Here is a 21,832-nt window from a genome sequence, read left to right on the forward strand (position 1 = left end):
GGGCGGAAGGGATTCCGCCCGCCCCTCCGTGTCCGGTGCTACATCCAGACGAAGGGTGCGCCGGCCGTGTAGGAGAGCGCCCGGGTGGCCTCGTCGAGCATCTGCTCGGTGCCGGGGGCGCTGGTGGACGGCACCGGGAGCGGGGTGGTGACGGCGCCGGAGGGGCTCGGCGGGGCGGCGTGGGTGTCGGCCGGCCGCGAGCTGGTGACCGTCACGTAGTGGCCGACCAGCTCGACCCTCGGCTCGCCGCCGGGCTTGGCCGTGCCGGCCGCCTGGGCGGGTGCGGCGGAGGCGTCGGGGAGGATGAAGGCCACCGAGCCGGGCTTGGCGCGCAGCGCGTCCGCGGCCTTCGCGGCGGCGGGGGCGTCGGCGAACCGGAGCAGGGTGACGCTGCTGAGCACCGGCTTGTCCTGGCCGGTGAAGCTGACGGCGAGGTAGCCGCGGCAGCCGCCGTCGCGGAGCAGGTCCAGGGCCCGGTCGTGGAGCACCTCGGTGCAGTTGTCGCCCCGGCGGGCACCGGAGCGCTTGCCCTTGTAGCCGCCCGCCTCGATCACCCGCTGGGCGGGGAAGTAGGCGTCGACGTCGAGGACCTCGGGGTCGGCGACGGCGCGCGGCGCGTCGCCGACGACCGGTGGCGTCTTGGTCGCGTCCTTGCTGGACGGACCGAGCCCGGGTATGAAGTCGCCGGGCATCGGGCGGGAGATGACCCATCCTCCGGCCGCGACCACCCCGATCACCACGACCCAGCCGACGACGCGGCGGGCGGTCACTCTCCTGGCCCGGTACGCCCCGGCGGGCCGTTCCGACGTGTGGCCGGCCGGCCGTTCCGCCGACCGATCTGCCGACCGATCCACCGGTCGCTCCGCGGGTGACGGGGTGTGCTCCCCCTGCGTCGTCATGGCGCCGATTCTATGCAGGTCACGCGTGGTGGAGATCACTGGGGCGGGCTCCGGCGGCCGCCGTCCGCCGCTGCGGGCCGCCTCCGCACCCGACGTGACCTGCAGCACTACCGTGAGCTTCGACACTGTGACAACTCGCACATCCTCCCCGGGATCTTCTGGTGGGTTTCCTCTGGCGTCTCTCAAGGGCCAGGAGGCAGGATCAGGCCCATGGATCTGCTCGATACCCTCACCGCCAAGGGCCTGCGTGGGGAGACCCCCACCCGCGAGGAGGCGCTGGCCGTCCTCGCCACCACCGACGACGAGCTGCTGGACGTGGTCGCCGCCGCCGGACGGGTGCGCCGGCGGTGGTTCGGCCGCCGGGTCAAGCTCAACTACCTGGTGAACCTCAAGAGCGGGCTCTGCCCGGAGGACTGCTCGTACTGCTCGCAGCGGCTGGGCTCCAAGGCCGGGATCCTCAAGTACACGTGGCTGAAGCCGGACCAGGCCGCCGAGGCCGCGAAGGCCGGCGTGGCCGGCGGCGCCAAGCGCGTCTGCCTGGTGGCGAGCGGGCGCGGCCCGACGGACCGTGACATCGACCGGGTGACCGACACGATCACGGCCATCAAGGAGGCCGACCCGGCGGTCGAGGTGTGCGCCTGCCTCGGCCTGCTGTCCGACAACCAGGCCGAGCGGCTGAAGGCGGCCGGGGCCGACGCCTACAACCACAACCTCAACACCTCCGAGAGCACCTACGGCGACATCACCACCACCCACACCTACGCCGACCGGGTCGACACCGTGCAGAAGGCGCACGGTGCGGGCCTGTCCGCCTGCTCCGGCCTGATCGCCGGCATGGGCGAGCGTGACGAGGACCTGGTGGACGTGGTCTTCGCGCTGCGCGAGCTGGGCTCGGACTCGGTGCCGGTGAACTTCCTGATCCCGTTCGAGGGCACGCCACTGGCCAAGGAGTGGAACCTCACCCCGCAGCGCTGCCTGCGCATCCTCGCGATGGTGCGGTTCGTCAACCCGGACACCGAGGTGCGGATCGCGGGCGGCCGCGAGGTGCACCTGCGCAGCCTGCAGCCGCTGGGCCTGCACATCGCCAACTCCATCTTCCTCGGCGACTACCTGACCAGTGAGGGCCAGGCCGGTCAGACCGACCTCGACATGATCCGGGACGCCGGCTTCGAGGTGGAGGGCGCGGGCGAGGCCACCCTGCCCCGGCACCGGTCGGACGTCGTCGCGGGCGGCGGCGGGTGCGGCTCCGGTGCCGCGACCGGTGGCGGCGGCTGCGGCACGGGCGCCGCCCCGGCGGACGCCGCGGGCGCCCCGGCCGGCGGCCTGTGCGGGACGGGCGGCGGCTGCGGCCCGTGCGGCGGGCACGCCGGGCACGGCGCGGACACCGGACACGGCGGGACGCTCGTCGCGGAGCCGGTGGCCGAGGCGGCCCCGCCGGTGGCCGGGGTGGCGGCCGAGCCCGTGGCCGCGGCTGCTTCCGAGCCCGTGGCCGGGCCCGCCGGGGGCGGCGACGAGGCGCGAACCGACCTGGTCCGGGTCCGCCGTCGCGGCGCCGGCACCGAGCTCGCGCCCAACGCCTGATCCCGCCGCACGGAACGGAACGGTACGGAAGTAGACCCATGGCCAAGCTGTCCCCCGACACCCTCCTCGCGCTCGACCGGGCGCACGTCTGGCACCCGTACGGGCCGATGCCCGGCACCGTCACCCCGTACGTGGTGGAGTCCGCGTCCGGCGTCCGGCTCACGCTGGGCGCGCCGGTCGCGGGGGGCCGCCGCGAGCTGATCGACGGCATGTCGTCCTGGTGGGCGGCGATCCACGGGTACGGGCACCCGGTCCTGGACGAGGCGGTGCGCGACCAGCTGGGCCGGATGAGCCACGTCATGTTCGGCGGGCTCACCCACGAGCCCGCCGTCCGGCTGGCCGCCACGCTGGTGGAGATCACCCCGGAGCCGCTGCAGCACGTCTTCCTGGCCGACTCGGGCTCCGTGGCCGTCGAGGTCGCGATGAAGATGTGCCTGCAGTACTGGCAGTCCACCGGCCGCCCGGAGAAGCACCGGCTGCTGACCTGGCGCGGCGGCTACCACGGGGACACCTTCCACCCGATGTCGGTGTGCGACCCGCAGGGCGGCATGCACCACCTGTGGGGCGGGGTGCTGCCGGGCCAGCTCTTCGCACCGCAGCCGCCGGGCGGGTTCGACGCCCCCGTCGACGACGCGTACGTGCGCGCCTTCGACGAGTTGATGGAGCGTCACGCGTCGGAGCTGGCCGCGGTGATCGTCGAGCCGGTGGTGCAGGGCGCGGGCGGGATGCGCTTCCACTCCCCCGCGTACCTGCGGATGCTGCGCGAACTCTGCGACCGGCACGGGGTGCTGCTGATCTTCGACGAGATCGCCACCGGGTTCGGCCGCAGCGGTGCGCTGTTCGCAGCCGACCACGCGGGCGTCTCCCCGGACGTGATGTGCCTGGGCAAGTCGATGACCGGCGGCTACCTCACGATGGCGGCGGCGCTCTGCACGTCCCGGATCGCCGACGGCATCAGCCGGGGCGAGATGCCCGTCCTGGCCCACGGCCCGACGTTCATGGGCAACCCGCTGGCCTCGGCGGTCGCCAACGCCTCGATCGACCTGCTGCTCGCGCAGGACTGGCAGACCGAGGTCAAGCGGATCGGGACCGGGCTGCGGGACGGTCTGGCGGACGCGGCCGGGGTGCCCGGCGTCCTGGACGTGCGGGTGCTCGGTGCGATCGGCGTCGTCCAGCTGGACCACCCGGTGGACGTGCAGGCGGCGACGGAGGCGGCCGCACGGGAGGGCGTCTGGCTGCGCCCGTTCCGCGACCTCATCTACACCATGCCGCCGTATGTGACCGGCGACGAGGACGTGGCGCGGATCGCCGCGGCCGTGACGGCGGCGGCGGTGGCGGGATGAGCGCCCGGATCGTGTTCGTGACCGGCACCGGCACCGAGGTCGGCAAGACCGTGACCACCGCCGCCGTCGCCGCGGCCGCCCTGCGGGCGGGACTGCGGGTCGCGGTGCTGAAGCCGGGACAGACCGGCGTCGCGCCGGGTGAGCCCGGGGACGTCCAGGAGGTCGACCGGCTGGCCGGCGGACCGCTGACGCTCCGCGAACTCGCCCGGTTCCCCGAGCCGTTGGCGCCGGACACGGCGGCCCGGCGGGCCGGCCTGCCGTACCTGGCGGCGGAGGACGTCGCGAAGGCGGTGGCCGATCTGGCCGACGGCCACGACCTGGTGCTCGTCGAGGGCGCGGGCGGCCTGCTGGTCCGCTACGACGGACAGGGCCGGACGCTGGCCGACCAGGCGCAGGCCGTGCGCGGCCTCGGGCTGCCGGCCGAAGTCCTGCTGGTGGCGACGGCCGGGCTCGGCACGCTCAACACCACCACGCTCACGGCGGAGGCGCTCGCCGCGCGCGAACTGCCGCTGACCGGCGTGGTGGTCGGCGCCTGGCCCGACTCCCCCGGCCTCGCCGACCGCTGCAACCTGGCCGACCTGCCGCGCGCCGCCGGCGCCCCGCTGCTCGGCGCGCTGCCCGAACGGGCCGCCGGTGCCGGGGACTTCGCCGCCGTCGCCGTCGCCGCGCTCGCCCCCGGGCTCTACGGCCGGTGGGACGCGGCCGGGTTCACCGCGGAGCACGGCGCCGACTGAGCGGCGGGCGGGCCCGGCACCGGACGACCCGACAGAGTGGGGCCGGCCCGGGTCCGGGCGGGCCCCGGCCCGCGCCGCCTGAGCCGTTCGCCGCGGCCGGGTGTCGCTTCCGGGCTCCTCCGCGGCCGGTGCCACGCCACGCCGCGCCCCTGCGAGGCCGGGCCGGGCCGGTCACCGCCGTGGACCCGCCGGGGCGGGAACGCGACCGTTTTCGCTCGAACGAGTGAGATCCCGGCGCCACCCGGTCCACCGCGCGGTAGGCCTCAATACCGTTCTCCGCATGACGGATGGCCTGATGGTGGACGAGGCCCTGCGGGCCCTCGCCGCGCTCGAAGCGGCGTGGAAGGACGACGACGAGGCACTGGCCGCGCTGGCCGCCCGGGGCCCGGCCGAGCAACCGCTCGCGGCGCTGGTCGCGGCCTACGGCGAGCACGCCGTGGACACGCTGATGGCGCTGGCGTTCGGACTGCGGTCGAGCATGACGGACGAGGAACTGGCGGAGCTGACCGACGCGGTCAGCTCCAACATCGGCGCCCGGATGAGCGCGCTGCTCACGCAGACCCTGCGGGCCTGGGGCGAGACGGCCGGCGACGACCTCGACGTGGTCAAGGCGATCGCCCACGCGGTGATCGACGCGATGCGGGCGGTGACCGAGGAGCCGAGCAAGACGGACGTCCTGCCCCTGCTCGCCACGTTCCGGACGTACGCGCTCGGCAGTAGCTGACGGCCTGCCGGTTCAGCTGCAGGCCGCGGTCCTGCGCGGCCCCGACACGCCCGCCCGCCCTGGCACGCCCGCCCGGATCCGAACCGGGCGGGAGCAGCGGGACGCGGGGCAGGCGGCGGTCGCGCCGGACCCCGTACGGCCGGCAAGCCGGTCGGGGGCGCGTCGGCGCTCCTCGCGGGGCCGGCACGGCGAACGTCACGGGAGGCGAGCCGCCGGAGGTGCCGCAGGACGCTCGCGGTGCCGTCCGGACGGCGCCCGCTCCCGTTCTCCCCGCCCTCCCGGGAGCGGCCGGGAGGCCCGCGCCGAATCCGAGTGACACCGCATCACCAGGACCACTACATTCGCCGGATGCCCACGCTCCTCGAACCGCCCCTGCTGACGCGTCTGAACACGGCCGAGCGCATCCTGATCGCCGGTGCCGGGGGTGGCTTCGACGTCTACGGCGGGCTGCCGATCGCCCTGGCCCTTCGCGCCGCGGGCAAGGAGGTGCACCTGGCCAGCCTCTCCTTCAGCCACCTCTACGGCCTCGACTCCGAGGTGTGGCTGAAGCCCGGTGTCGCCCGGATCGTGCCCGACACACGGTCCGCCGAGCAGTACTTCCCCGAGCGCACGCTGTCCCGCTGGCTGAACCTGCACCGCATGCCCGACACGGTCTGGGCGCTCGCATCGGTCGGTGTCCAGCCGCTGCGGAAGGCCTACCGTGCACTCACCGCGCACCTCGGCATCGACGCCATCCTGCTGGTGGACGGCGGCACGGACATCCTGATGCGCGGCGACGAGGCCGGGCTCGGCACCCCCGAGGAGGACATGGCCAGCCTCGCCGCCGTCGCCGGCCTGTCGGGCGTACCGCAGCGGCTGGTCACCTGCCTGGGGTTCGGGGTCGACGCCCACCACGGCGTCAGCCACAGCCTGGTCCTGGAGAACCTCGCCGCGCTCGGCCGCGACGGCGGGTACCTCGGTGCGTTCTCCATCCCCCGGGACTCCCGCGAGGGGGTCCTCTACCTCGACGCGGTCGCCCACGCGCAGGCCGCGTTCCCCGAGCACCCCAGCATCGTCCACGGTTCCGTGGCGGCGGCGCTCCAGGGCCTGTTCGGGGATGTCCGCTTCACCGAGCGGACCAGGGGAACCGAACTCTTCGTCAATCCGCTGATGGCGCTCTACTTCACCGTGACCGTGGAGGCCCTCGCCGCCCGGAACCTCTACCTCGAACGGATCGAACACACCCACCTGACCCGCCAGATCAGCTCGGTCATCGAGGAGTTCCGGGACGAGCTCCCCGGTCTGCGCCCGCCGCGGACGTTCCCGCACTGATCCCGCGGCCGCCGGACCGCCCGCGGGTGAGCGGAGCCCCCGCGAGCGGAACGCGCAGGTCTTCGGCGCGTGCAGGACGGCACGCCCCTCGGGCGCCGCGCAGCCGAACGGGCAGGGGGGCGGTCCGTTGACGGGCCGTGCGGATACCACCTGATTGAATGACCCTATGCACGATCTCCTGCTCCGTCTGCCCGACATCGCCGCCGTCCGCGACCGCTGCCGGGCCCTCGCCATGCTCGACGCCGTCCTCAGCCCCGACTGGGAGGGCAGGTACTACTCCTTCGACGCCCAGTGGGGCGAGGGCGAGGAGATGGCCTCGATGCGGGACGGCTGCGGCGACGACTGGTTCATGGTCTTCTCGTCGGCGGGCGTGTACGCCCGGGGCTTCGCCCACGAGTCGCAGAACGCGCCCCACCTGCTGACGGAGGTCCCCGAGGTCTTCCGGTCCATCGTGGAGGAGCCCGCCTTCGCCGGGCACGACGGCTCGCCGATAGTGACGGTCTGCTTCTGGCGGCAGACCGGGGACGCCCACTGGCGGGCGCCGGTGGCCGCCGCGACGGGCGGCGCCGAGCTCTTCGGGCTGCTGGCCGACGGCACCGCGGGCGCGTACCGGGAGTGGGCCGAGGAGTACTACGAGCCCGAGCACGAGCCGAGCCTGTCGGCGGTCGAGCACGTCCTGGCGCTCCGTCCGCTCACCGCCGAGGTCGTGTCCGCCCTCAACCCCGACACCGACCTGGACGAGCTCGCCGACGACATCGCGGGAATCGGCTACCCGGTCTGAGCTCCCCCCTCCCGGCCCCCCTGGGGAGCCGGACACCGGGGTCCGGACACCCGGGCACCGGCCCCCCGGGGACCGGACCCCCGGCGCGAGTGCGCCGCGGCGGACGACCCCTGGGCGAACGCACGACGGCGGCCGGCCACCCACCGGTGGTCCGGCCGCCCCGGGGCCTGCGCGGGCTACAGCGCGGCCTCGTCCAGCCGGCGGCGCTGCTCCTCGGAGAGGGTCAGGTCGAGGGCGCCGAGCGCCTCGTCGAGCTGGGAGGTCCTGCTCACCCCGACCAGCGGCAGGATCCGCGCCTCGTGGTCGAGCAGCCAGCTCAGCGCCACCTGGTTGACGGTGGCGCCGGTCTGCTCGGCGACCTCGCGCAGGGCGGCGAGCCGCCTGGGCGTGCCCGGGTGGTCGTAGGCGGCGCCGATCTCGACGTCGTCGCGGGTGAGGCCGCCGGAGAGGAGCGGGCTGTAGACCCAGAGCCTGAGGTCGCCCTCGGACCGGACGTAGTCGAGGAGTTCGGACGTCACGTGGACGTGCGCCGAGGAGAGCAGCGGTACGTCGAACCGCGGCTGGAGGTAGGAGTAGCGGTACTGGAGGTGGCTGTAGCGCGGCCCCTCCCCGGCCAGTGCCCGCGCCCGCTCGACCCGCCAGACGGCGTGGTTGCTGGCGCCGACGGCGCCCGCCTTGCCGGACGCCACGAGGTCGGCGAACGCCTCCACGGTCTCGCCGAGCGGGACGGACCGGTCCTCGATGTGGCTCCAGTACACGTCCACGTGGTCGGTGCCGAGGCGGCGCAGGCTGTCCTCGGCGGCGGCCCGGATCGCCTTCCCGGAGAGTCCCTCGGCGCTCTCCAGTCCGCCCCCCGGCACGCTGGGCCGGGCGCCCACCTTGGTGCTGATGACGACCCGGTCGCGCGCGCCGCGGCTGGCCAGCCAGCGGCCGATGACCTCTTCGCTCTCGTCCCCGGTCGCGCCGTCGAGCCAGAAGGCGTAGTTGTTCGCGGTGTCGAGGACGGTCCCGCCCGCCTCGACGAAGCGGTCCAGGATGCGGAACGACGTCTCCTCGTCGACGATCGTGCCGAATCCCAAGGTGCCCAGCACGATGGTGCGCTGAGGAATGGTCATGGATGGTACCCCCCTTGTGGTCTGGACCATTCAAGACCGAATCGCGATCACCCGCAACAGGATTCCGGCCGCCCGCTCAGGCGCCGAGCGCGAACGCCGGCGCCGCGGCCGCGGCGGCACTACGCGGGGCCCGCGGAGCGCTGGGCCGCGCGGCGGGCGGCGGAGGTCCAGCCCTGGCGGTGGAGGCGGTCGATGCCGTCGAGGAGGAGGTCGAGGGCGAACTCGAACTCGAACAGGTCGTCGCAGCCGCCGCCGACGACCGAGCCGTCGTCGTGGGTCGCGGCGGCGGCGATCTCGGCGATGTGCGGGTAGGGCATCACCGCGTCGGGGGCGGGCGGCGCCACGGCCGCCGGGGCGTCCGGGGCCTCCGAAGCGGGCCCTCCCGGGGCTGCGGTGAACAGTTCCTGGGTGAAGCCGAGCAGCCGGCCGCCCATCGCGTGCATCGCATGGTGCGTCAGGTCGGCGGAGAGGCCGCCGGAGCGGAAGGTGCCGATCACCGAGTCGAGGTAGCCGAGCATGGCCGGGGTCGGCGCGGGCAGCGACTCGATCACGCGCGGTGCCCAGGGGTGGCGCAGCAGCACCAGGCGGGCGGAGAGGACGCGCCGCCGGACGGCGTCCTTCCAGTCGGTGCCGGAGACCGGCGGGTCGATCTCGCCGACGACGGCGTCGACCATGCGGAGCAGCAGTTCCTCCTTGTTGGCGACGTGCTTGTAGAGCGCCATCGGTACGACGCCCAGCTCCTGGGCGAGTTTGCGCATGCTGAGCGCGTCGATGCCGCCCCCGCCGTCGGCGAGTGCCACGGCGGTGCGCAGCACGCGGTCCTTGCTCAGGCGGGTGCGCCGGGCTCCCTCGGTCATCTCCACTCCTCCGCTCCTCCTGTTTCCGGCTTGACGAGTGTACGGCGTACGCCTACCGTGGGCCGCAGGTGTACGCCGTACACCTCGTGGGGTGGACTGGAAGGGGAGGCCGGTGGAGCCGATGAGGCGGACGGCAGTGGTCGCGGGGGTGCTGTTCCTGGTGACCGAAGTCGCGGCGATAGCGGGCATGCTGCTCTACCGGCCGGCGCTGGACGGCGCCGCGTACGTCGCCGGGAGCGGCGCGGACGGCCGCGTGGTGGCGGGGGCGCTGTGCGAGGTGGTGCTGGTGCTCGCGGTGATCGGCACGGGGGTGGCCCTGTACCCGGTGGTGCGGCGGCACGGCGAGGCGGTCGCGCTCGGCTACGTCTGCGGCCGGCTGCTGGAGGCGGCGGTGATCGCGGTCGGCATCGTGAGCCTGCTGGCCGTCGTCACCCTGCGCAGGGAGGCGGACGGCGCGGACGCCGCCGCCCTCGGCACGGTGGCCGACGCCCTGGTCGCGGTCCACGACCGGACGTTCCTGCTCGGGCCGAACGTGGTGCTGGGGGCCGACTCGCTGGCCCTGGCGTACCTGATGCTCCGTTCCCGGCTGGTCCCGCGGCCGATCGCCGTGCTCGGCCTGGCCGGCGGGTCGCTGATCTGCGCCTCGGCGGTGGCGGTGCTGTTCGGCCTCTACCCGCAGGTGTCCACCGCCGGGTCGCTCGCGGCGCTGCCGGTGTTCGCCTGGGAGGTCTCCCTGGCACTGTGGCTCGTGGTGAAGGGCTTCACTCCCACGAGGGTCTTCGTCCGGGCGAGTTGAGGAGCGGGCGCGCCCTGCCGGTCAGCCGGCCCGGCCCGCCGAGGGGACCTCGGGCCGGACGAGCGCCCGCGCGAACGGCTCGCCGTTCCTGCGCGCGTGGGCCATTCGCTCCTTCACCTCGCGGAGGGTGCGGGGCCGGTAGCCGGGACCGCCGCAGCAGCTCTTGTGGAAGCGGACGCCCGCGTGCAGGAGCAGCGCGAGCGTCCGCCAGGCGGCGGTGTCGCGCCGGCGCGGCGCGGCGAAGGCGGAGCCCGCGTGGACGAGCGGTCCGGCGCAGCGCGGGCAGCGCCGGGCCCGGTCGCGGTCGTGGGGCTGCTTGTACGAGGCCCGGCAGGGCAGGCAGACGTAGGAGGTCTTCGCGTGGGCCATGCCGTCAGCGTAGGGCGGGCCGGGGTGGCGTTCGACCGGTTTTCCGCACCGGTTCGCGGGACGGGCGGCCCCCGCGGCCGCCGCTACGCGTTCACGCGCGCTGCCTGCCGCGCGGACGGGCGCCTGTCCTTGAAGGGGCAGGCGAGCTGTTCCTGGATGGCGTCGGAGAGCAGGTCCTCACGGCCCTTGAGCGCGTCCGCCACCTCCTGGTCGACGGGGAAGACCAGCTCCGCCGCGACGTTGTCCTGGACGATCCGGGCGAGGTTGTCGAGGGCGGTGAGGACCGGGTCGGCGGGCGGCTCGGCGGTGGACACGTCGAGCAGGTGGGTCGCCGCGTCGGCGGGGTTCATGAACTGCTTGATGATGATCGTGTTCTGGTTGAGGACGGAGGTGGTCCAGATCGAGAGGACCACGACGTAGAGGTCCCTCCACCGCTCCTCCCCCACCCGGTGCCGCCACCGCCGCATGATCGCCTCGACGCCGGCGATCTGCGCCTTGGCCGCGTGGAACATGTTGGTCCGGACGTCGCGGTACACGCCGCCGGAGAACCCGGTGAACGACTCGATGCCGAACGTCCCGTGCTCCACCGACTCCTCGACGAACCGCAGCGCCGCGTCGAGGATCCGCCGGGACGACGCCTCCAGGTCGTCCGGCAGGCCGGCCTCGTCGAGCCGCCCGCGGGCGGCTTCGAGGGTGGCCCCGAAGTCCCGGAGCGGGCGGACCCAGCCGCGCCCCTCGGAGCCCTTGAGGTACGGCGCGAGGACGGAGAACAGGCCGAGCGGGACGTGGGCGACGGACTTCGCCAGCTCGAACACCTCCGGTACGGGGTGCAGGGACTCCCGCTCCCCGCCGTGGACCAGGGTGTACCGGCCGCCCCGGGCGTCGTTCTGGACGACGATGACGGGGCTGAGGTGCTCGATCAACTCGGCCTTGAGGGCGGCGTAGTTGCGCCGCATGTCGGCGTTGACCGCGAGGAGTGCGTCGCGCGCCCGTCGGGTCGGGTCGGACCGGAAGGCGACCATGTGCAGGTCGTGCGGGTCGACGTCCGCGCCGTGGTCGTTCGGGGCGTGGCTGTGCTGCGGGTTGCGCATCGTGCTCCTCGGTGCCGGGGGGAAGGGTGGCCGCCTCCCACCCTGGGTGTCCCGACGTCCCGGCCGACAGGGCTCCCGGTCCCGTCGGCCGCCACCCTTCCACTCCGGGACGCGCCGCTCAGGGACGCGCCGCTCAGGGCATCGCCCGGGGCGCTCCGGGCGCTCCGGGCAGGGACCCGACGCTCCGGGCGCTCCGGGCAGGGACCCGGCGCTCCGGGCGGACCGGGCGGAGCGGGCGACACTCGACGGCTGCGCCGCGCCGGCCGTCGGCCGTCGGCCGGTTCGGCGCGGGAGCACCGCTGAGCAGGGCGGACCGCCCCGCCCGAGGGTTGCGCACGGCACCGCCGGGCCCCTCGGGGGCCTTCCGCCGGACCGGTGACGTACGGAACTGTGCTAGACCTGGGGTAATCGAAGGGGCCCACGTGCACCAGCTCAACCTCGGAGTCATAGGGCAGTCGCGCAAGGAGAACGAGCGCAGACTGCCGATTCACCCCTCACACTTCGAGCGGATCGACCCCGACCTCCAGGGGCGCATCCTCCTTGAACACGGCTACGCCGAAGGTTTCGGCGTACCGGACGAACACCTGGCGCCCTTGGTCGCCGGCTTCCGCTCGCGGGAGCAACTGCTCGCCGAATGCGACGTCATCCTGCTGGCCAAGCCGCAGGCGGCGGAACTCGTGGAGTTCCGCCAGGGGCAGGTCCTCTGGGGCTGGCCCCACTGCGTCCAGGACGAGGAGCTCACCCAGATCGCGATCGACCGCCGGCTGACCCTGATCGCCTTCGAGGCGATGAACCACTGGACCAACGACGGCTCGTTCAACCTGCACGTCTTCCACAAGAACAACGAGCTGGCCGGGTACTCCTCCGTACTGCACGCCCTCCAGCTCACCGGCTCGACCGGTGACTACGGCCGCCGCCTCCGGGCCGCGGTCCTGGGCTTCGGCGCGACGGCCCGGGGCGCGGTGACGGCGCTCAGCGCGCTCGGCGTGCACGACGTCGACGTGCTCACCCAGCGCGGGGTGACGGCGGTCAGCTCACCGATCCACTCCACCCGGATCGTGCGGTTCGACCGCGACGAGAACGACGCCCGGCGCAGCTACGCGCTGTCCGAGGACGGCCGGGTGCCGCTGGCGGGGTTCCTCGCCGAGCACGACATCATCGTCAACTGCGTCCTGCAGGACACCGCCGCTCCGCTGACCTTCCTCGACGAAGAGGATCTCCGGCTCCTGGCGCCCGGCACCCTCATCATCGACGTGTCCTGCGACGAGGGGATGGGCTTCAGCTGGGCCCGCCCCACGTCCTTCACCGAGCCGACGTTCCAGGTCGGCGACAACGTCCGCTACTACGGCGTCGACCACAGCCCGTCCTACCTGTGGAACTCGGCGACCTGGGAGAACAGCGAGGCGCTGCTGCCCTTCCTGCGCGCGGTGCTCACCGGCCCGGGGGCGTGGACGTCCGACGAGACCCTGCGGCGCGCGATCGAGATCCGCGACGGCGTCGTCCAGAACCCGAGCATCCTGTCCTTCCAGCACCGCTCGGCGGACTATCCGCACCGGTCCCTGGAGCTGCCGGCGGCAGCCTGACGCCGACTCGCCCGCGCCTCCCGCCGGCGTCCCTCGCCGGCATCGGCGGCGGCGTGGGCGTGGGCGCCCGGGAGCCGACCGGGCGCCGTTCCGTCCCCGGGCTTCGAGAGCGGTCCCGAAGCCCGGGGAGTCCGTGTGCCACCGCCCGGCGGCCGTCACCTGCCCGACCGCGCTACCCCAGGATGACCAGCTTGCCCAGCGCCAGGCCGATCCGGTCGACGGCCTCGCACACCTCCTCCGGTTGCCGGGCGGTGAAGCAGAGCCGGAAGAACCCCGGGGCGGGGCTGTGCATGGTGCCGCCGGGGAGGAGGGAGACCCCGGTGGGCGGGGCGGCGAGGTAGTTGAAGAGCCAGAGCTCGTCCCGGTCCAGCCCGGTGCCGGCCGCGATCGGCAGCGGGGTGGCGGCGTACGAACCCTCGGGCGGGCGCTTGCCGAGGTACTCCTGGAGGTCGAGCCAGAAGAACTGGGCCGGGTTGTCGCCCTCCAGGTACACGAACCCGATGTCGTTGGCGGCCAGCCGGTCCTTCACCCGCTCGAAGCTCGCGCTCAGCAGCTCACGGTAGCGCCGCATCGCGTAGTCGGTGTACAGCTCCGAGCCGGAGCCGTTCACCGTGCTGGACAGCAGCGAGCCGATCACGTAGTGCTTCAGCGAGTCGAAGGGCGTGAACCAGGACATCGGGTGCTTCTTCTCCTCGATGCCCTGGGTGCCGAGCATCGCCCGCTGCACCGGGCCGTACTTCGAGACCACGAAGCCCGTCCGGAACCCCGACAGTCCGAAGTCCTTGGCGAACCCCCACACCACGTGGATCCGCTCCGGGTGCTTCCGGTAGGCGTCCAGGGCCACCGCGCTGGTGAACGGGATCCGCCCGCCGTCGACCTGCGAGTGACAGTAGATCTCATCGGAGATGATGTGAAGCTCGGTCTCGTCGATGGCCCAGGCGTAGATCTCCTCCAGCAGTTCCTTGCCGTAGTTGACGCCCAGCGGGTTGTGCGGGTTGGTCAGAACCAGCAGACGGGGCTGCCGGCCGGTCTGCCGCTCGTGCGCCCGGAACCGCTCCTTGACCAGGTCCAGCGTCAGCCGGAAGCGTCCGGGGCCCTCGGTCGGCAGGTCCACCGGGACGCACCTGAGCTTCGGCCGCTGCTCGAACGACCAGTTGAACCCCTGCCAGTACGGCGCCGGGATCAGCACCGCGTCACCCTCCACCAGCGGCGGCGGGCCGGGCTCGCCGTTCCTGGGCGCGTCCTGGAGCGCGAAGGCGAGGCACTCCAGCGCCGAGCCGACGCCCGCCGTCCCGAACACGTCACCGGCCGACACCCGGGCGCCCCAGGCCTTGCCGAGCAGGGCCGCCACCTGCTCCCGGAGCTCCGGCGTGCCGTAGGCGGACATGTAGTGGATGTACGGCTCGGGCAGCAGGGCGGTGTGGTCGAACACCATCTTCTGCATCGAGTCGTCGTAGACCAGGACGTTCTCCGCGACGGACAGGTCGACGGCCTCGTCGGGCGCCAGGTGGCGGTGGTAGAAGGCGAGGGCCTGCTCGAAGTCGGGGATGCGCGCGAGCAGTTCGGCGGCGTCGTTCAGGCCCGTGGGGGTGGCGGGGGTGGTCATGGCGCGGGGGTTCTCCTCCGGATTCGCCGGACCCGCCCGCCGGTCACGGACAGTGGCGGATCCGGCTGGTTCGCATACGGATAGTGCCAGCGCACCACGCACCCCGAACCCCCGCCAGCCGTCGGCACCCATCCGGCGACGGCCGCCCGCCACCCGGGGCGCCGGGCCGGGAGGACCGGCGGGACCCGCGGGAGCCGCCGGACCGGCGGCCGTGCAGGGCGGGCGTGCAGGGCGGGCGCACGTCGGCCCGGCCGTCAGCCGGCCGTCAGGCGGATGCCAGCGGCTTGGCCCAGCGCGTCCACTGCGGCTGCGGACCGTACCCGGCGGCCTGCCAGGTGCGGTGGCCGAGGGCGTTGTCGTCCAGCACCATCGCATCCGCCCGGCGGCCGCCCAGGGCCGCGAAGCGCTCCTCGGCGGCGGCCAGCAGGGCGGCGCCGACGCCCTGCCGGCGGTGCTCCGGGTCGACGGCGAGCCGGTAGAGGTGGCAGCGCCAGCCGTCCCAGCCGGCGATCACCGTGCCGACCGGAACGGCCGGGTCGTCCGCCCGGACCGCGAGGATCAGGCACTCCGGGTCGCGGCCGAGCAGCGCGGCCACACCCGCCGCGTCGTCGGTGATGCTGGTGCCCTTGGCCGCGCGGGCCCAGAGGGCCAGCACGGCGGGGATCTCGTCCGGGGTGGCGGTGCGCAGCGCGTAGTCGTCGGTCATACCGCCGTGTCTACCAGGGTGTTCGCGCGCCCGGCCGGGAATTTCGCGGAGCGGGACGGGGAGGGGAACGGGAACGGGAACGGGGGCAGGGACGGGGAGGTGGGCGGGGAGAGGGCCGGCGCGGGAGTTCAGCCGCCCGCCAGCGCCCACACCGTGGTGGTCTTCGACGCCGTGTCCTCCAGGTCCGCGACCACGGGCACCTCGTACGCGGCCAGTGCCGTGAACCGCTCGCGCGGCAGGTAGGCGCGGCCGGGGTCGCCGACGATCACCACCGCGCCGCGGGCCCGGGCGCGCTCCAGGAACGGCAGGAACCGGGACGCCATCGCCCGCTCGTAGAAGACGTCCCCGGCCAGCACCACCTCGGCGGGCGCGCCGTCGCCGTCGAGCAGGTCCTCGACCGCCGCGTCGACCAGGACGCCGTTCACCTCGGCGTTGATCCCGATCGCGGCGACGGCGTAGGCGTCGATCTCGGCGGCCCGCACCGAGCGGGCCCCGCACAGCGCCGCCGCGACCCCGACCAGCCCGGATCCGGCCGCGAGGTCCAGCACCGTCCGTCCGGCCACCAGCTCCGGGTGGTCCAGGACGTACCGGGCGACCCCGACCCCGCCCGCCCAGGCGAACGCCCAGAAGGGCGGCGGCAGTCCGCGCTCGCCGCGCGCGTCCTCCGTGGTCTCCCAGAGCGCGATGGCGTCCTCCGCCATGTGCAGGCTCACCTCGGGAACGAACGGCACCGGCCGGACGACCGTCTCCCGCCGCACAAACTCCCGGTCCGACGGGGCAGTTGCGGCGGACCCGGCCGGTCGCGTCTCGTTCAGCATGCGTGCAGCATAGAGCCCGTGACCAGGTGCTCCGCCCACCCGGCGGATCGGCCGTCCCGACCGGCCCCCGCGCAGCCGTCCGCGAGGGCGTCCGTGCGGGCCCGGGTGCGGACCGGTGGCGGGGCCGGGTGCGGACGGCGGCGGGGCCCCGGAGTGTCCCGGGAGCGGCGGCGCGCCCCGTGTCCAGCACGGCCGAAAGTCACCCCGTCCGGCCGCCCGGGCGGCCGCGCGCAGCGGGTAGGTTCTCCGCGTGGTCGGCGTGCGGCCGGCCGGAGACGGGGGCAGCGGTGTCGGACAAGGCGCTCATGGGCAAGGCGGCGGTCGTCACGGGCGGCTCGCGCGGGATCGGGCGGGCGATCGTCGAACGGCTGGCGGCGGACGGCGCGGACGTCGTCTTCGCGTACGCGAGCAACGACGCGGCGGCGGCGGAGGTGGTCCGTGCGGTGGAGGCGAACGGTTCCGGCCGCGCGCACGCGCTCCGGGTCGACCTGGGCGAGCCGGACGGCGCGGAGCGGCTGATGACCGAAGCCGAGGAGCACCTCGGCGGGCTGGACATCCTCGTCAACAACGCGGCGCCCACCTTCACCCGGACCCCGCTCGCCGAGACCCCGACGGCCGACTTCGACGCCGTCCTGGCCGTCAGCGCCCGCGCCGTCTTCCTGACCCTGCGGCACGCGGCCCGGCGGATGCGCGACGGCGGGCGGATCGTCAACATCTCCAGCCTGAACACCCGCCGCCCCACCGACGGCATCGCCGCGTACCTGGCCGGCAAGGGCGCCGTCGAGCAGCTCACGGCCGCCGCCGCGCTCGAACTCGGCCCGCGCGGCATCACGGCCAACACCGTCTCGCCCGGCCCGGTCGAGACCGACCTGCTGCGGGCCGTCAACCCGCCGCAGGCGCTGGAGGTCGTCGCCGGGCTGACGCCGCTGCGGCGGCTCGGGCAGCCGTCGGACGTCGCGGACGTGGTGGCCTTCCTGGTCGGGCCGGACGGACGGTGGGTCTCCGGGCAGAACCTGGGGGCCACCGGCGGCCTGGGCTGACACGACGGACGCAGGACCGGGACGGCGCGGCGACGGCGCGGGCACGGCGCGGCGACGGCGCGGGCACGGCGCGGCGACGGCGCGGGCACGGCGCGGGGCGGGGACCGGAACCCGGTGGCCGGGGGTGTCCCGGGGACGGTCCCGGGCCACCCCCGGCCACCGGGTTCCGACCGGTCGCGTGCCCCGTGAGGTGCCGGGCGCAACCCGGATCACGCACCGCCACCCGATGCGTACCATTTCGATACCGAAGCCAGGGTGAGCTGCGAAGATGCTCGCCGGGCGGGCCCGGGCCCGGGTAGCATCCGGCACATGCCATCCGGCCCGGTGCAGGCGGCTCAGCGCCGCCGTGCCGGTCTGCCGGGCGGCGGACTCTCGCGGGCCGCTCGGTGGTGCCCGCGTACTCGGTACGCGCGCCAGGGCAGTCGCGCGAACGGCGAAGGGCAGCGTCTTGGCGGATCGACTCACCGGTGGCGACTCCTCACTACTGCGGCGGATCAACGCCGCGGTGACCCTCCGGGCGCTACGCGCGGGCCACGCCGTGACCCTCACTCAACTGGTCGGCGACACCGGGCTCTCCCGGCCGACCGTCGAGGGCGTGATCGAGGGACTCGTGGAGACCGGCCTGGTCGCCGAGGTGGAGCAGCCGCAGAACGGCGGCCAGTCCGGCGGCGGGCGGCGCGGCCGGCCGGCCCGCTGGTTCAGGTTCCGCGCCGAGGCCGGGCACATCCTCGGCATCGAGATCGGCGTCCACGACATCCGGATCATCCTCGCCGACCTCACCGGCGAGGTCGTCGGCAGCCACTTCCGGCCGGTCGAGGAGACCCTCGACGCGGAGGAGCGGCTCACCACCGTCCGGTCCGTGGTCGCCGAGGTGCTGCGCAAGGCCGGCGTCTCCCGGGACAACCTGTGGGCGGTCGGCGTCGGCACCCCCGGCATCGTCGACCGCGACGGCACCGTGCAGCTCGGCACCGCCATGCCCGGCTGGACCGGCCTCGACCTCGGTGCCAGACTGCGGCGCTCCTTCCGCTGCCCGGTGATGATCGAGAACGACGCCAACCTCGCCGCCATCGCCGAGCACTGGCAGGGCGCGGCGGTCGGCGCCGACGACATGGTCTTCGTGATGGCCGGCCTCAGCCCCGGCGCCGGCTCCCTCATCAACGGCCGGCTGCACCGCGGTTTCGGCGGCGCGGCGGGCGAGATCGGCGCCCTGCACCTGCTCGGCCAGGAGGTGACGCCCGAGCGGCTGCTCTCCACCACCGGCAAGCCGCTCAATCCGCTCGACGAGGCGGCCGTCGCCCGCGTCCTCAAGCTCGCCCGCGAGGGCGACGAGGTCGCGCAGGTCGCGATGGACCGGTTCCTCACCCGCCTCGTCCAGAGCGTCGCCGCCCTGGTGCTCGCCATCGACCCGCAGCTGGTGGTGGTCGGCGGCTGGGCGGCCGGCCTGGACGGCGTCCTCGACCCGCTGCGCGAGCGGCTCGCCCAGTTCACGCTGCGCGCGCCCGAGGTCGCGCTGGCCGCCCTCGGCTCGGAGGTCGTCGCGATGGGCGCCCTGCGGGTGGCTCTCGACCAGGTCGAGGAGCAGCTCTTCGCCGTCAACCCCCCGGCCGCGGACCCGGCCTCCCCCGCCCGGGTGTGACGGACGGAGCGGCGGCCGCCGGGGGGTACCCGTCGGCCGCCGCGGCGCCTCGTGAAGGCACCGCCTCGATCAATCCGCCTGGAAGTCCGGGGCGGTGAGGTCGATGGTGAGGGAGTTGTCGCAGTTGTTGGTGAACGTCGCACGCGGCCAGTCCACGTCGATGCGGACCAGCTCGTTGCAGAACAGGTGGACCACCCACACCAGGTTGCGGTCGGCATCGAGGCGGGCGAAGAAGCCGTCGGAGCCGTGGGAGCCGCCGCCGCTGAGCAGGTGGCCTGCGCCGTCCGGGAGTTCAGCCTCGGCGTAGACGTCGGCGGAGGTGGTCCACTCGGGGTCGTCGTCCAGGAGTGCGTCCGCGTCGAACGGCTCGCCCAGCGTGAAGTACGTCAGGTAGGAGTCGTCGGAGTCGGCGTCGCGGCCGCTGCCGTCCGCACGGAAGAGACCGGAATGGACAGGGACTTCGCCAGACTGCCAGAGGTCCAGGATTCTCGTCACGGTCACCACCGCCTCTGCCCGTTGACCGGTGCCGGCCGGTCCTGCGATCCGTGCTCAAGCACCCTACCGCCGTTCTCGATGGGGGCACGGTACTCGGGCGGGTGCTGACGGACCGTCAGCAGGTCCGGTTTCTCGCCGTGTTCCCCGGCGTCCGGCGGGGCGGCGGGAGCGGGAGCGGGCCCCTCGGGCGCGGCCCGGCACCACCCGGACACCCGAACGGGCGCACGGACCGCGGACCGCGGACCGCGGACCGACCGAACCGCTACAAGACGCACAAGCCACGCAGGTGCACGCACAGGCGCACGGGAACGGCCCAGGCCCGGACGCCTGTGGGAGCGTCCGGGCCTGGGCCTGAGGGTGTTTCCGGGAGTGGTTCAGGAGGCGGCGGCACCGACCGGGGTCGCGCCGACCGGGGTGACCTCGACGAGGCCGGTCTCGCCGAAGGTGAGCTTGCAGGTGTCGGCCCGGTAGGTGGAGACCGCGAGGGCGACCAGGCGGCCGGCCGCCGCATACTGGGTGGTCATCACCAGGACCGGGGAGCCGGGCGGGCGCTCCAGCAGTGCGGCCTCGTCGGCCTCGGCGACGCCCAGCTCGACCGAGCGGGACTCGCCGTCGACCTCCAGGCGCTCCAGCTGGCGCAGCACCGAGCGGGCGCGGTCGCTCTCGGCACGGAAGCCGGGCAGGTGCGGCAGTGCGGCGGCGGGCACGTGCAGGGACTCGCTCGCCATGCTCTGGCCCTGGACGAGGCGGACCCGGCGGACGGTGTGGACGGTCGCGCCCTCGGCCACGCCGAGCGCCTTGGCCAGCCGGGCGGTGGCCGGGGCGGTGGTGCAGTCGACCGTGCGCCAGGCGTGGCTGCGGGCGGCGCCGGGCCAGCCCTCTTCCTGCCGGTTGACCGGGACGCCGACCCGGGGGGCGGCGATCAGGGTGCCGATGCCGCGGCGGCGGACCAGGCGGCCCTCCAGCTCCAGCTGGTCGAGGGCCTGCCGGAGGGTGGCGCGGGCGACCCCGAAGCGGGCGGCGAGCTCGCGCTCGTTGGGGAGGATCTGGCCGGTGGAGAACTCCGTGTCGATGGCGCGGAGCAGCACCGTGCGCAGGTGCCAGTACTTCGGTTCCGGTACCGCCGTGAGCTGTCCTGTCGTCCCCACCGTGTCCTCCACCCTGTTTCTTCCGCCCTGCCGAAAGAGGGCGGATCCGGCCCGCTGTCCGCTGTTGCGGCAGGTGGGAGAGCGGGCTTTTTCCGTCCTTCTTTATTAAAGGTCCTTGCAGTAAGTGACACTAGGGGCTCGGTCGGGAGATGGTCAAGACCAATGGCGGGCCCCGGCGAGCTTGCCGCACAGTTTCATGGTGCGTTCACGACAGCTCCGCAAGCGGACGCGTCGGATGACGGCCCCGCCCCGGCCACTCGGTAGGCTGCCCGGGTGATCGTGGTGACGAGTGTGAACGTGAACGGAATCCGGGCTGCGGCCAAGAAGGGCTTCATCGAGTGGCTGGCCGCCACCGAGGCGGACGTGGTCTGCCTGCAGGAGGTGCGCTCCGAGCCCGGGCAGCTGCCGGTCGAGCTGCGCGACCTGGACGGCTGGCACGCGGTCTGGGCGCCGGCCGCCACCAAGGGCCGGGCGGGCGTCGCGGTGCTCTCCCGGAACGAGCCGAGCCGTACCGTGATCGGCTTCGAGTCCGCCGAATTCGACGATTCGGGCAGATATGTCGAAATCGACCTTCCCGGTCTGACGGTGGCCAGCCTCTACCTGCCGTCCGGCGAGGTCGGAACCGAACGCCAGGAGGAGAAGGAACGCTTCATGGCGGAGTTCCTCACCCACCTCGGCAAGCTCCGCACCCGGGCCGCCGCCGCCGGCCGGGAGGTCGTGGTCTGCGGTGACTGGAACATCGCCCACCGCCCCGAGGACCTCAAGAACTGGAAGGCCAACCAGAAGGCCGCCGGCTTCCTCCCCGAGGAGCGCGCCTGGCTCTCCCGCGTCTACGACGAGGCGGGCTACGTCGACGTGGTCCGCCGCCTCCACCCCGACCGCACCGGCCCCTACACGTGGTGGTCCTACCGCGGCCGCGCCTTCGACAACGACTCGGGCTGGAGGATCGACCTCCAGGTCGCCACCCCGGCCCTGGCCGCCAAGGCCGTCGAGGCCTACGTCGAGCGCGCCGACACCCACGCCGAGCGATGGAGCGACCACGCCCCGGTGACCGCGGTCTTCGACCTCGACCAACTCCTCTAGCACTTACCGAAGTTCGGGCCATTGACTTCCGGACGGTCCGGAGCGAAGCGCCCCGCCCTCGCACGCGAACGCCCGGCCGGGAGAGCCCGGCCGGGCGCCGGTCGCGGTGCTCCGGG

The 21,832-nt window shown here is 74.2% G+C and carries 21 protein-coding genes; 11 read left to right on the forward strand and 10 right to left on the reverse strand.

Features of this window, described 5'->3' with window-relative positions:
• Nucleotides 1–38: 38 nt before the first annotated feature.
• Nucleotides 39–770: a hypothetical protein gene (locus OG550_RS03000; RefSeq protein ID WP_327674182.1), complete on the reverse strand. Its 732-nt coding sequence runs from the start codon at nucleotides 768–770 to the stop codon at nucleotides 39–41.
• Nucleotides 771–1,109: 339 nt separating this feature from the next.
• Here OG550_RS03000 and bioB point away from each other — a divergent pair, with 339 nt between their 5' ends.
• The 6 genes from bioB to OG550_RS03030 all read left to right on the forward strand — a co-directional run bounded on the left by bioB (nucleotide 1,110) and on the right by OG550_RS03030 (nucleotide 7,373).
• On the forward strand, nucleotides 1,110–2,480 hold the full coding sequence (gene bioB / locus OG550_RS03005; RefSeq protein WP_327674184.1) for a biotin synthase BioB: 1,371 nt from the start codon (nucleotides 1,110–1,112) through the stop codon (nucleotides 2,478–2,480).
• Nucleotides 2,481–2,518: 38 nt separating this feature from the next.
• Entirely contained in the window at nucleotides 2,519–3,823 is a 1,305-nt protein-coding gene (locus OG550_RS03010; protein ID WP_327674185.1) for an adenosylmethionine--8-amino-7-oxononanoate transaminase, read from the forward strand.
• Nucleotides 3,820–4,557 carry a dethiobiotin synthase gene (bioD, locus tag OG550_RS03015; protein ID WP_327674188.1) on the forward strand — a complete coding sequence of 246 codons (738 nt, stop codon included), beginning with the start codon at nucleotides 3,820–3,822 and terminating at the stop codon, nucleotides 4,555–4,557. The genes OG550_RS03010 and bioD overlap by 4 nt, the downstream gene beginning before the upstream one ends.
• A gap of 280 nt (nucleotides 4,558–4,837) precedes the next feature.
• Nucleotides 4,838–5,281, forward strand: a complete 444-nt coding sequence (locus OG550_RS03020; RefSeq protein ID WP_327674190.1) for a hypothetical protein — start codon at nucleotides 4,838–4,840, stop codon at nucleotides 5,279–5,281.
• Between the two features lie 348 nt (nucleotides 5,282–5,629).
• Nucleotides 5,630–6,592 carry a DUF1152 domain-containing protein gene (locus OG550_RS03025; protein ID WP_327674192.1) on the forward strand — a complete coding sequence of 321 codons (963 nt, stop codon included), beginning with the start codon at nucleotides 5,630–5,632 and terminating at the stop codon, nucleotides 6,590–6,592.
• A 166-nt stretch (nucleotides 6,593–6,758) separates the two neighbouring features.
• Nucleotides 6,759–7,373: a hypothetical protein gene (locus tag OG550_RS03030; protein ID WP_327674193.1), complete on the forward strand. Its 615-nt coding sequence runs from the start codon at nucleotides 6,759–6,761 to the stop codon at nucleotides 7,371–7,373.
• A gap of 176 nt (nucleotides 7,374–7,549) precedes the next feature.
• Here the strand turns inward: OG550_RS03030 and OG550_RS03035 are convergent, their stop codons facing one another.
• Together OG550_RS03035 and OG550_RS03040 are read right to left on the reverse strand one after the other, a co-directional pair.
• A complete protein-coding gene (locus OG550_RS03035; RefSeq protein ID WP_327674195.1) occupies nucleotides 7,550–8,488 on the reverse strand; it encodes an aldo/keto reductase in 939 nt (312 codons plus the stop codon).
• 119 nt (nucleotides 8,489–8,607) lie between these two features.
• Entirely contained in the window at nucleotides 8,608–9,345 is a 738-nt protein-coding gene (locus OG550_RS03040) for a TetR/AcrR family transcriptional regulator (RefSeq protein WP_327674197.1), read from the reverse strand.
• A gap of 121 nt (nucleotides 9,346–9,466) precedes the next feature.
• Between OG550_RS03040 and OG550_RS03045 the strand changes: the two genes are divergently transcribed.
• Nucleotides 9,467–10,141 (forward strand): DUF4386 domain-containing protein, encoded by a 675-nt coding sequence (locus OG550_RS03045; protein WP_327674199.1) that lies wholly within the window; start codon nucleotides 9,467–9,469, stop codon nucleotides 10,139–10,141.
• 21 nt (nucleotides 10,142–10,162) lie between these two features.
• Here OG550_RS03045 and OG550_RS03050 read toward each other — a convergent pair whose 3' ends face one another.
• Together OG550_RS03050 and OG550_RS03055 are read right to left on the reverse strand one after the other, a co-directional pair.
• A complete protein-coding gene (locus OG550_RS03050) occupies nucleotides 10,163–10,510 on the reverse strand; it encodes a deoxyxylulose-5-phosphate synthase (RefSeq protein ID WP_327674201.1) in 348 nt (115 codons plus the stop codon).
• Nucleotides 10,511–10,593: 83 nt separating this feature from the next.
• Nucleotides 10,594–11,601 carry a hypothetical protein gene (locus tag OG550_RS03055; protein ID WP_327674202.1) on the reverse strand — a complete coding sequence of 336 codons (1,008 nt, stop codon included), beginning with the start codon at nucleotides 11,599–11,601 and terminating at the stop codon, nucleotides 10,594–10,596.
• Nucleotides 11,602–12,023: 422 nt separating this feature from the next.
• On the opposite strand from OG550_RS03055, the gene OG550_RS03060 reads away from it, so the two are divergent.
• Nucleotides 12,024–13,184, forward strand: a complete 1,161-nt coding sequence (locus OG550_RS03060; protein WP_327674204.1) for a N(5)-(carboxyethyl)ornithine synthase — start codon at nucleotides 12,024–12,026, stop codon at nucleotides 13,182–13,184.
• Nucleotides 13,185–13,356: 172 nt separating this feature from the next.
• On the opposite strand, the gene OG550_RS03065 is transcribed toward OG550_RS03060, so the two are convergent.
• The 3 genes from OG550_RS03065 to OG550_RS03075 form a co-directional block, all read right to left on the reverse strand.
• Nucleotides 13,357–14,790 carry a pyridoxal phosphate-dependent aminotransferase gene (locus OG550_RS03065; protein WP_327674206.1) on the reverse strand — a complete coding sequence of 478 codons (1,434 nt, stop codon included), beginning with the start codon at nucleotides 14,788–14,790 and terminating at the stop codon, nucleotides 13,357–13,359.
• 265 nt (nucleotides 14,791–15,055) lie between these two features.
• Nucleotides 15,056–15,496 (reverse strand): GNAT family N-acetyltransferase, encoded by a 441-nt coding sequence (locus OG550_RS03070; RefSeq protein WP_327674208.1) that lies wholly within the window; start codon nucleotides 15,494–15,496, stop codon nucleotides 15,056–15,058.
• Nucleotides 15,497–15,624: 128 nt separating this feature from the next.
• Nucleotides 15,625–16,314: a class I SAM-dependent methyltransferase gene (locus tag OG550_RS03075; protein ID WP_327674210.1), complete on the reverse strand. Its 690-nt coding sequence runs from the start codon at nucleotides 16,312–16,314 to the stop codon at nucleotides 15,625–15,627.
• Between the two features lie 305 nt (nucleotides 16,315–16,619).
• On the opposite strand from OG550_RS03075, the gene OG550_RS03080 reads away from it, so the two are divergent.
• Both OG550_RS03080 and OG550_RS03085 read left to right on the forward strand, forming a co-directional pair.
• On the forward strand, nucleotides 16,620–17,354 hold the full coding sequence (locus OG550_RS03080) for an SDR family NAD(P)-dependent oxidoreductase (protein WP_327683666.1): 735 nt from the start codon (nucleotides 16,620–16,622) through the stop codon (nucleotides 17,352–17,354).
• A gap of 448 nt (nucleotides 17,355–17,802) precedes the next feature.
• Entirely contained in the window at nucleotides 17,803–18,990 is a 1,188-nt protein-coding gene (locus OG550_RS03085; RefSeq protein ID WP_327674212.1) for an ROK family protein, read from the forward strand.
• Between the two features lie 69 nt (nucleotides 18,991–19,059).
• On the opposite strand, the gene OG550_RS03090 is transcribed toward OG550_RS03085, so the two are convergent.
• On the reverse strand, nucleotides 19,060–19,485 hold the full coding sequence (locus OG550_RS03090) for a hypothetical protein (RefSeq protein WP_327674214.1): 426 nt from the start codon (nucleotides 19,483–19,485) through the stop codon (nucleotides 19,060–19,062).
• 374 nt (nucleotides 19,486–19,859) lie between these two features.
• The gene (locus OG550_RS03095) at nucleotides 19,860–20,633 is read right to left on the reverse strand and encodes a GntR family transcriptional regulator (protein WP_327674216.1); all 774 of its coding nucleotides are present in this window, start codon (nucleotides 20,631–20,633) and stop codon (nucleotides 19,860–19,862) included.
• Between the two features lie 273 nt (nucleotides 20,634–20,906).
• On the opposite strand from OG550_RS03095, the gene OG550_RS03100 reads away from it, so the two are divergent.
• Nucleotides 20,907–21,716, forward strand: coding sequence for an exodeoxyribonuclease III (locus OG550_RS03100; protein ID WP_327674218.1), 810 nt, complete (start codon nucleotides 20,907–20,909; stop codon nucleotides 21,714–21,716).
• The last annotated feature ends 116 nt before the right edge of the window (nucleotides 21,717–21,832 follow it).

The sequence above is a fragment of the Kitasatospora sp. NBC_00458 genome, from assembly GCF_036013975.1.
Lineage (GTDB): Bacteria > Actinomycetota > Actinomycetes > Streptomycetales > Streptomycetaceae > Kitasatospora.

Excerpts from the sequence above, each read along its gene's own strand:
- OG550_RS03080 (WP_327683666.1), top strand. The coding sequence starts at position 16,620 with ATGGGCAAGGCGGCGGTCGTCACGGGCGGCTCGCGCGGGATCGGGCGG.
- OG550_RS03050 (WP_327674201.1), bottom strand. The coding sequence starts at position 10,510 with ATGGCCCACGCGAAGACCTCCTACGTCTGCCTGCCCTGCCGGGCCTCG.
- OG550_RS03025 (WP_327674192.1), top strand. The coding sequence starts at position 5,630 with ATGCCCACGCTCCTCGAACCGCCCCTGCTGACGCGTCTGAACACGGCC.
- OG550_RS03020 (WP_327674190.1), top strand. The coding sequence starts at position 4,838 with ATGACGGATGGCCTGATGGTGGACGAGGCCCTGCGGGCCCTCGCCGCG.
- OG550_RS03010 (WP_327674185.1), top strand. The coding sequence starts at position 2,519 with ATGGCCAAGCTGTCCCCCGACACCCTCCTCGCGCTCGACCGGGCGCAC.
- bioB (WP_327674184.1), top strand. The coding sequence starts at position 1,110 with ATGGATCTGCTCGATACCCTCACCGCCAAGGGCCTGCGTGGGGAGACC.
- OG550_RS03055 (WP_327674202.1), bottom strand. The coding sequence starts at position 11,601 with ATGCGCAACCCGCAGCACAGCCACGCCCCGAACGACCACGGCGCGGAC.
- OG550_RS03070 (WP_327674208.1), bottom strand. The coding sequence starts at position 15,496 with ATGACCGACGACTACGCGCTGCGCACCGCCACCCCGGACGAGATCCCC.
- OG550_RS03045 (WP_327674199.1), top strand. The coding sequence starts at position 9,467 with ATGAGGCGGACGGCAGTGGTCGCGGGGGTGCTGTTCCTGGTGACCGAA.
- OG550_RS03035 (WP_327674195.1), bottom strand. The coding sequence starts at position 8,488 with ATGACCATTCCTCAGCGCACCATCGTGCTGGGCACCTTGGGATTCGGC.
- OG550_RS03030 (WP_327674193.1), top strand. The coding sequence starts at position 6,759 with ATGCACGATCTCCTGCTCCGTCTGCCCGACATCGCCGCCGTCCGCGAC.
- OG550_RS03040 (WP_327674197.1), bottom strand. The coding sequence starts at position 9,345 with ATGACCGAGGGAGCCCGGCGCACCCGCCTGAGCAAGGACCGCGTGCTG.
- OG550_RS03075 (WP_327674210.1), bottom strand. The coding sequence starts at position 16,314 with ATGCTGAACGAGACGCGACCGGCCGGGTCCGCCGCAACTGCCCCGTCG.
- bioD (WP_327674188.1), top strand. The coding sequence starts at position 3,820 with ATGAGCGCCCGGATCGTGTTCGTGACCGGCACCGGCACCGAGGTCGGC.
- OG550_RS03065 (WP_327674206.1), bottom strand. The coding sequence starts at position 14,790 with ATGACCACCCCCGCCACCCCCACGGGCCTGAACGACGCCGCCGAACTG.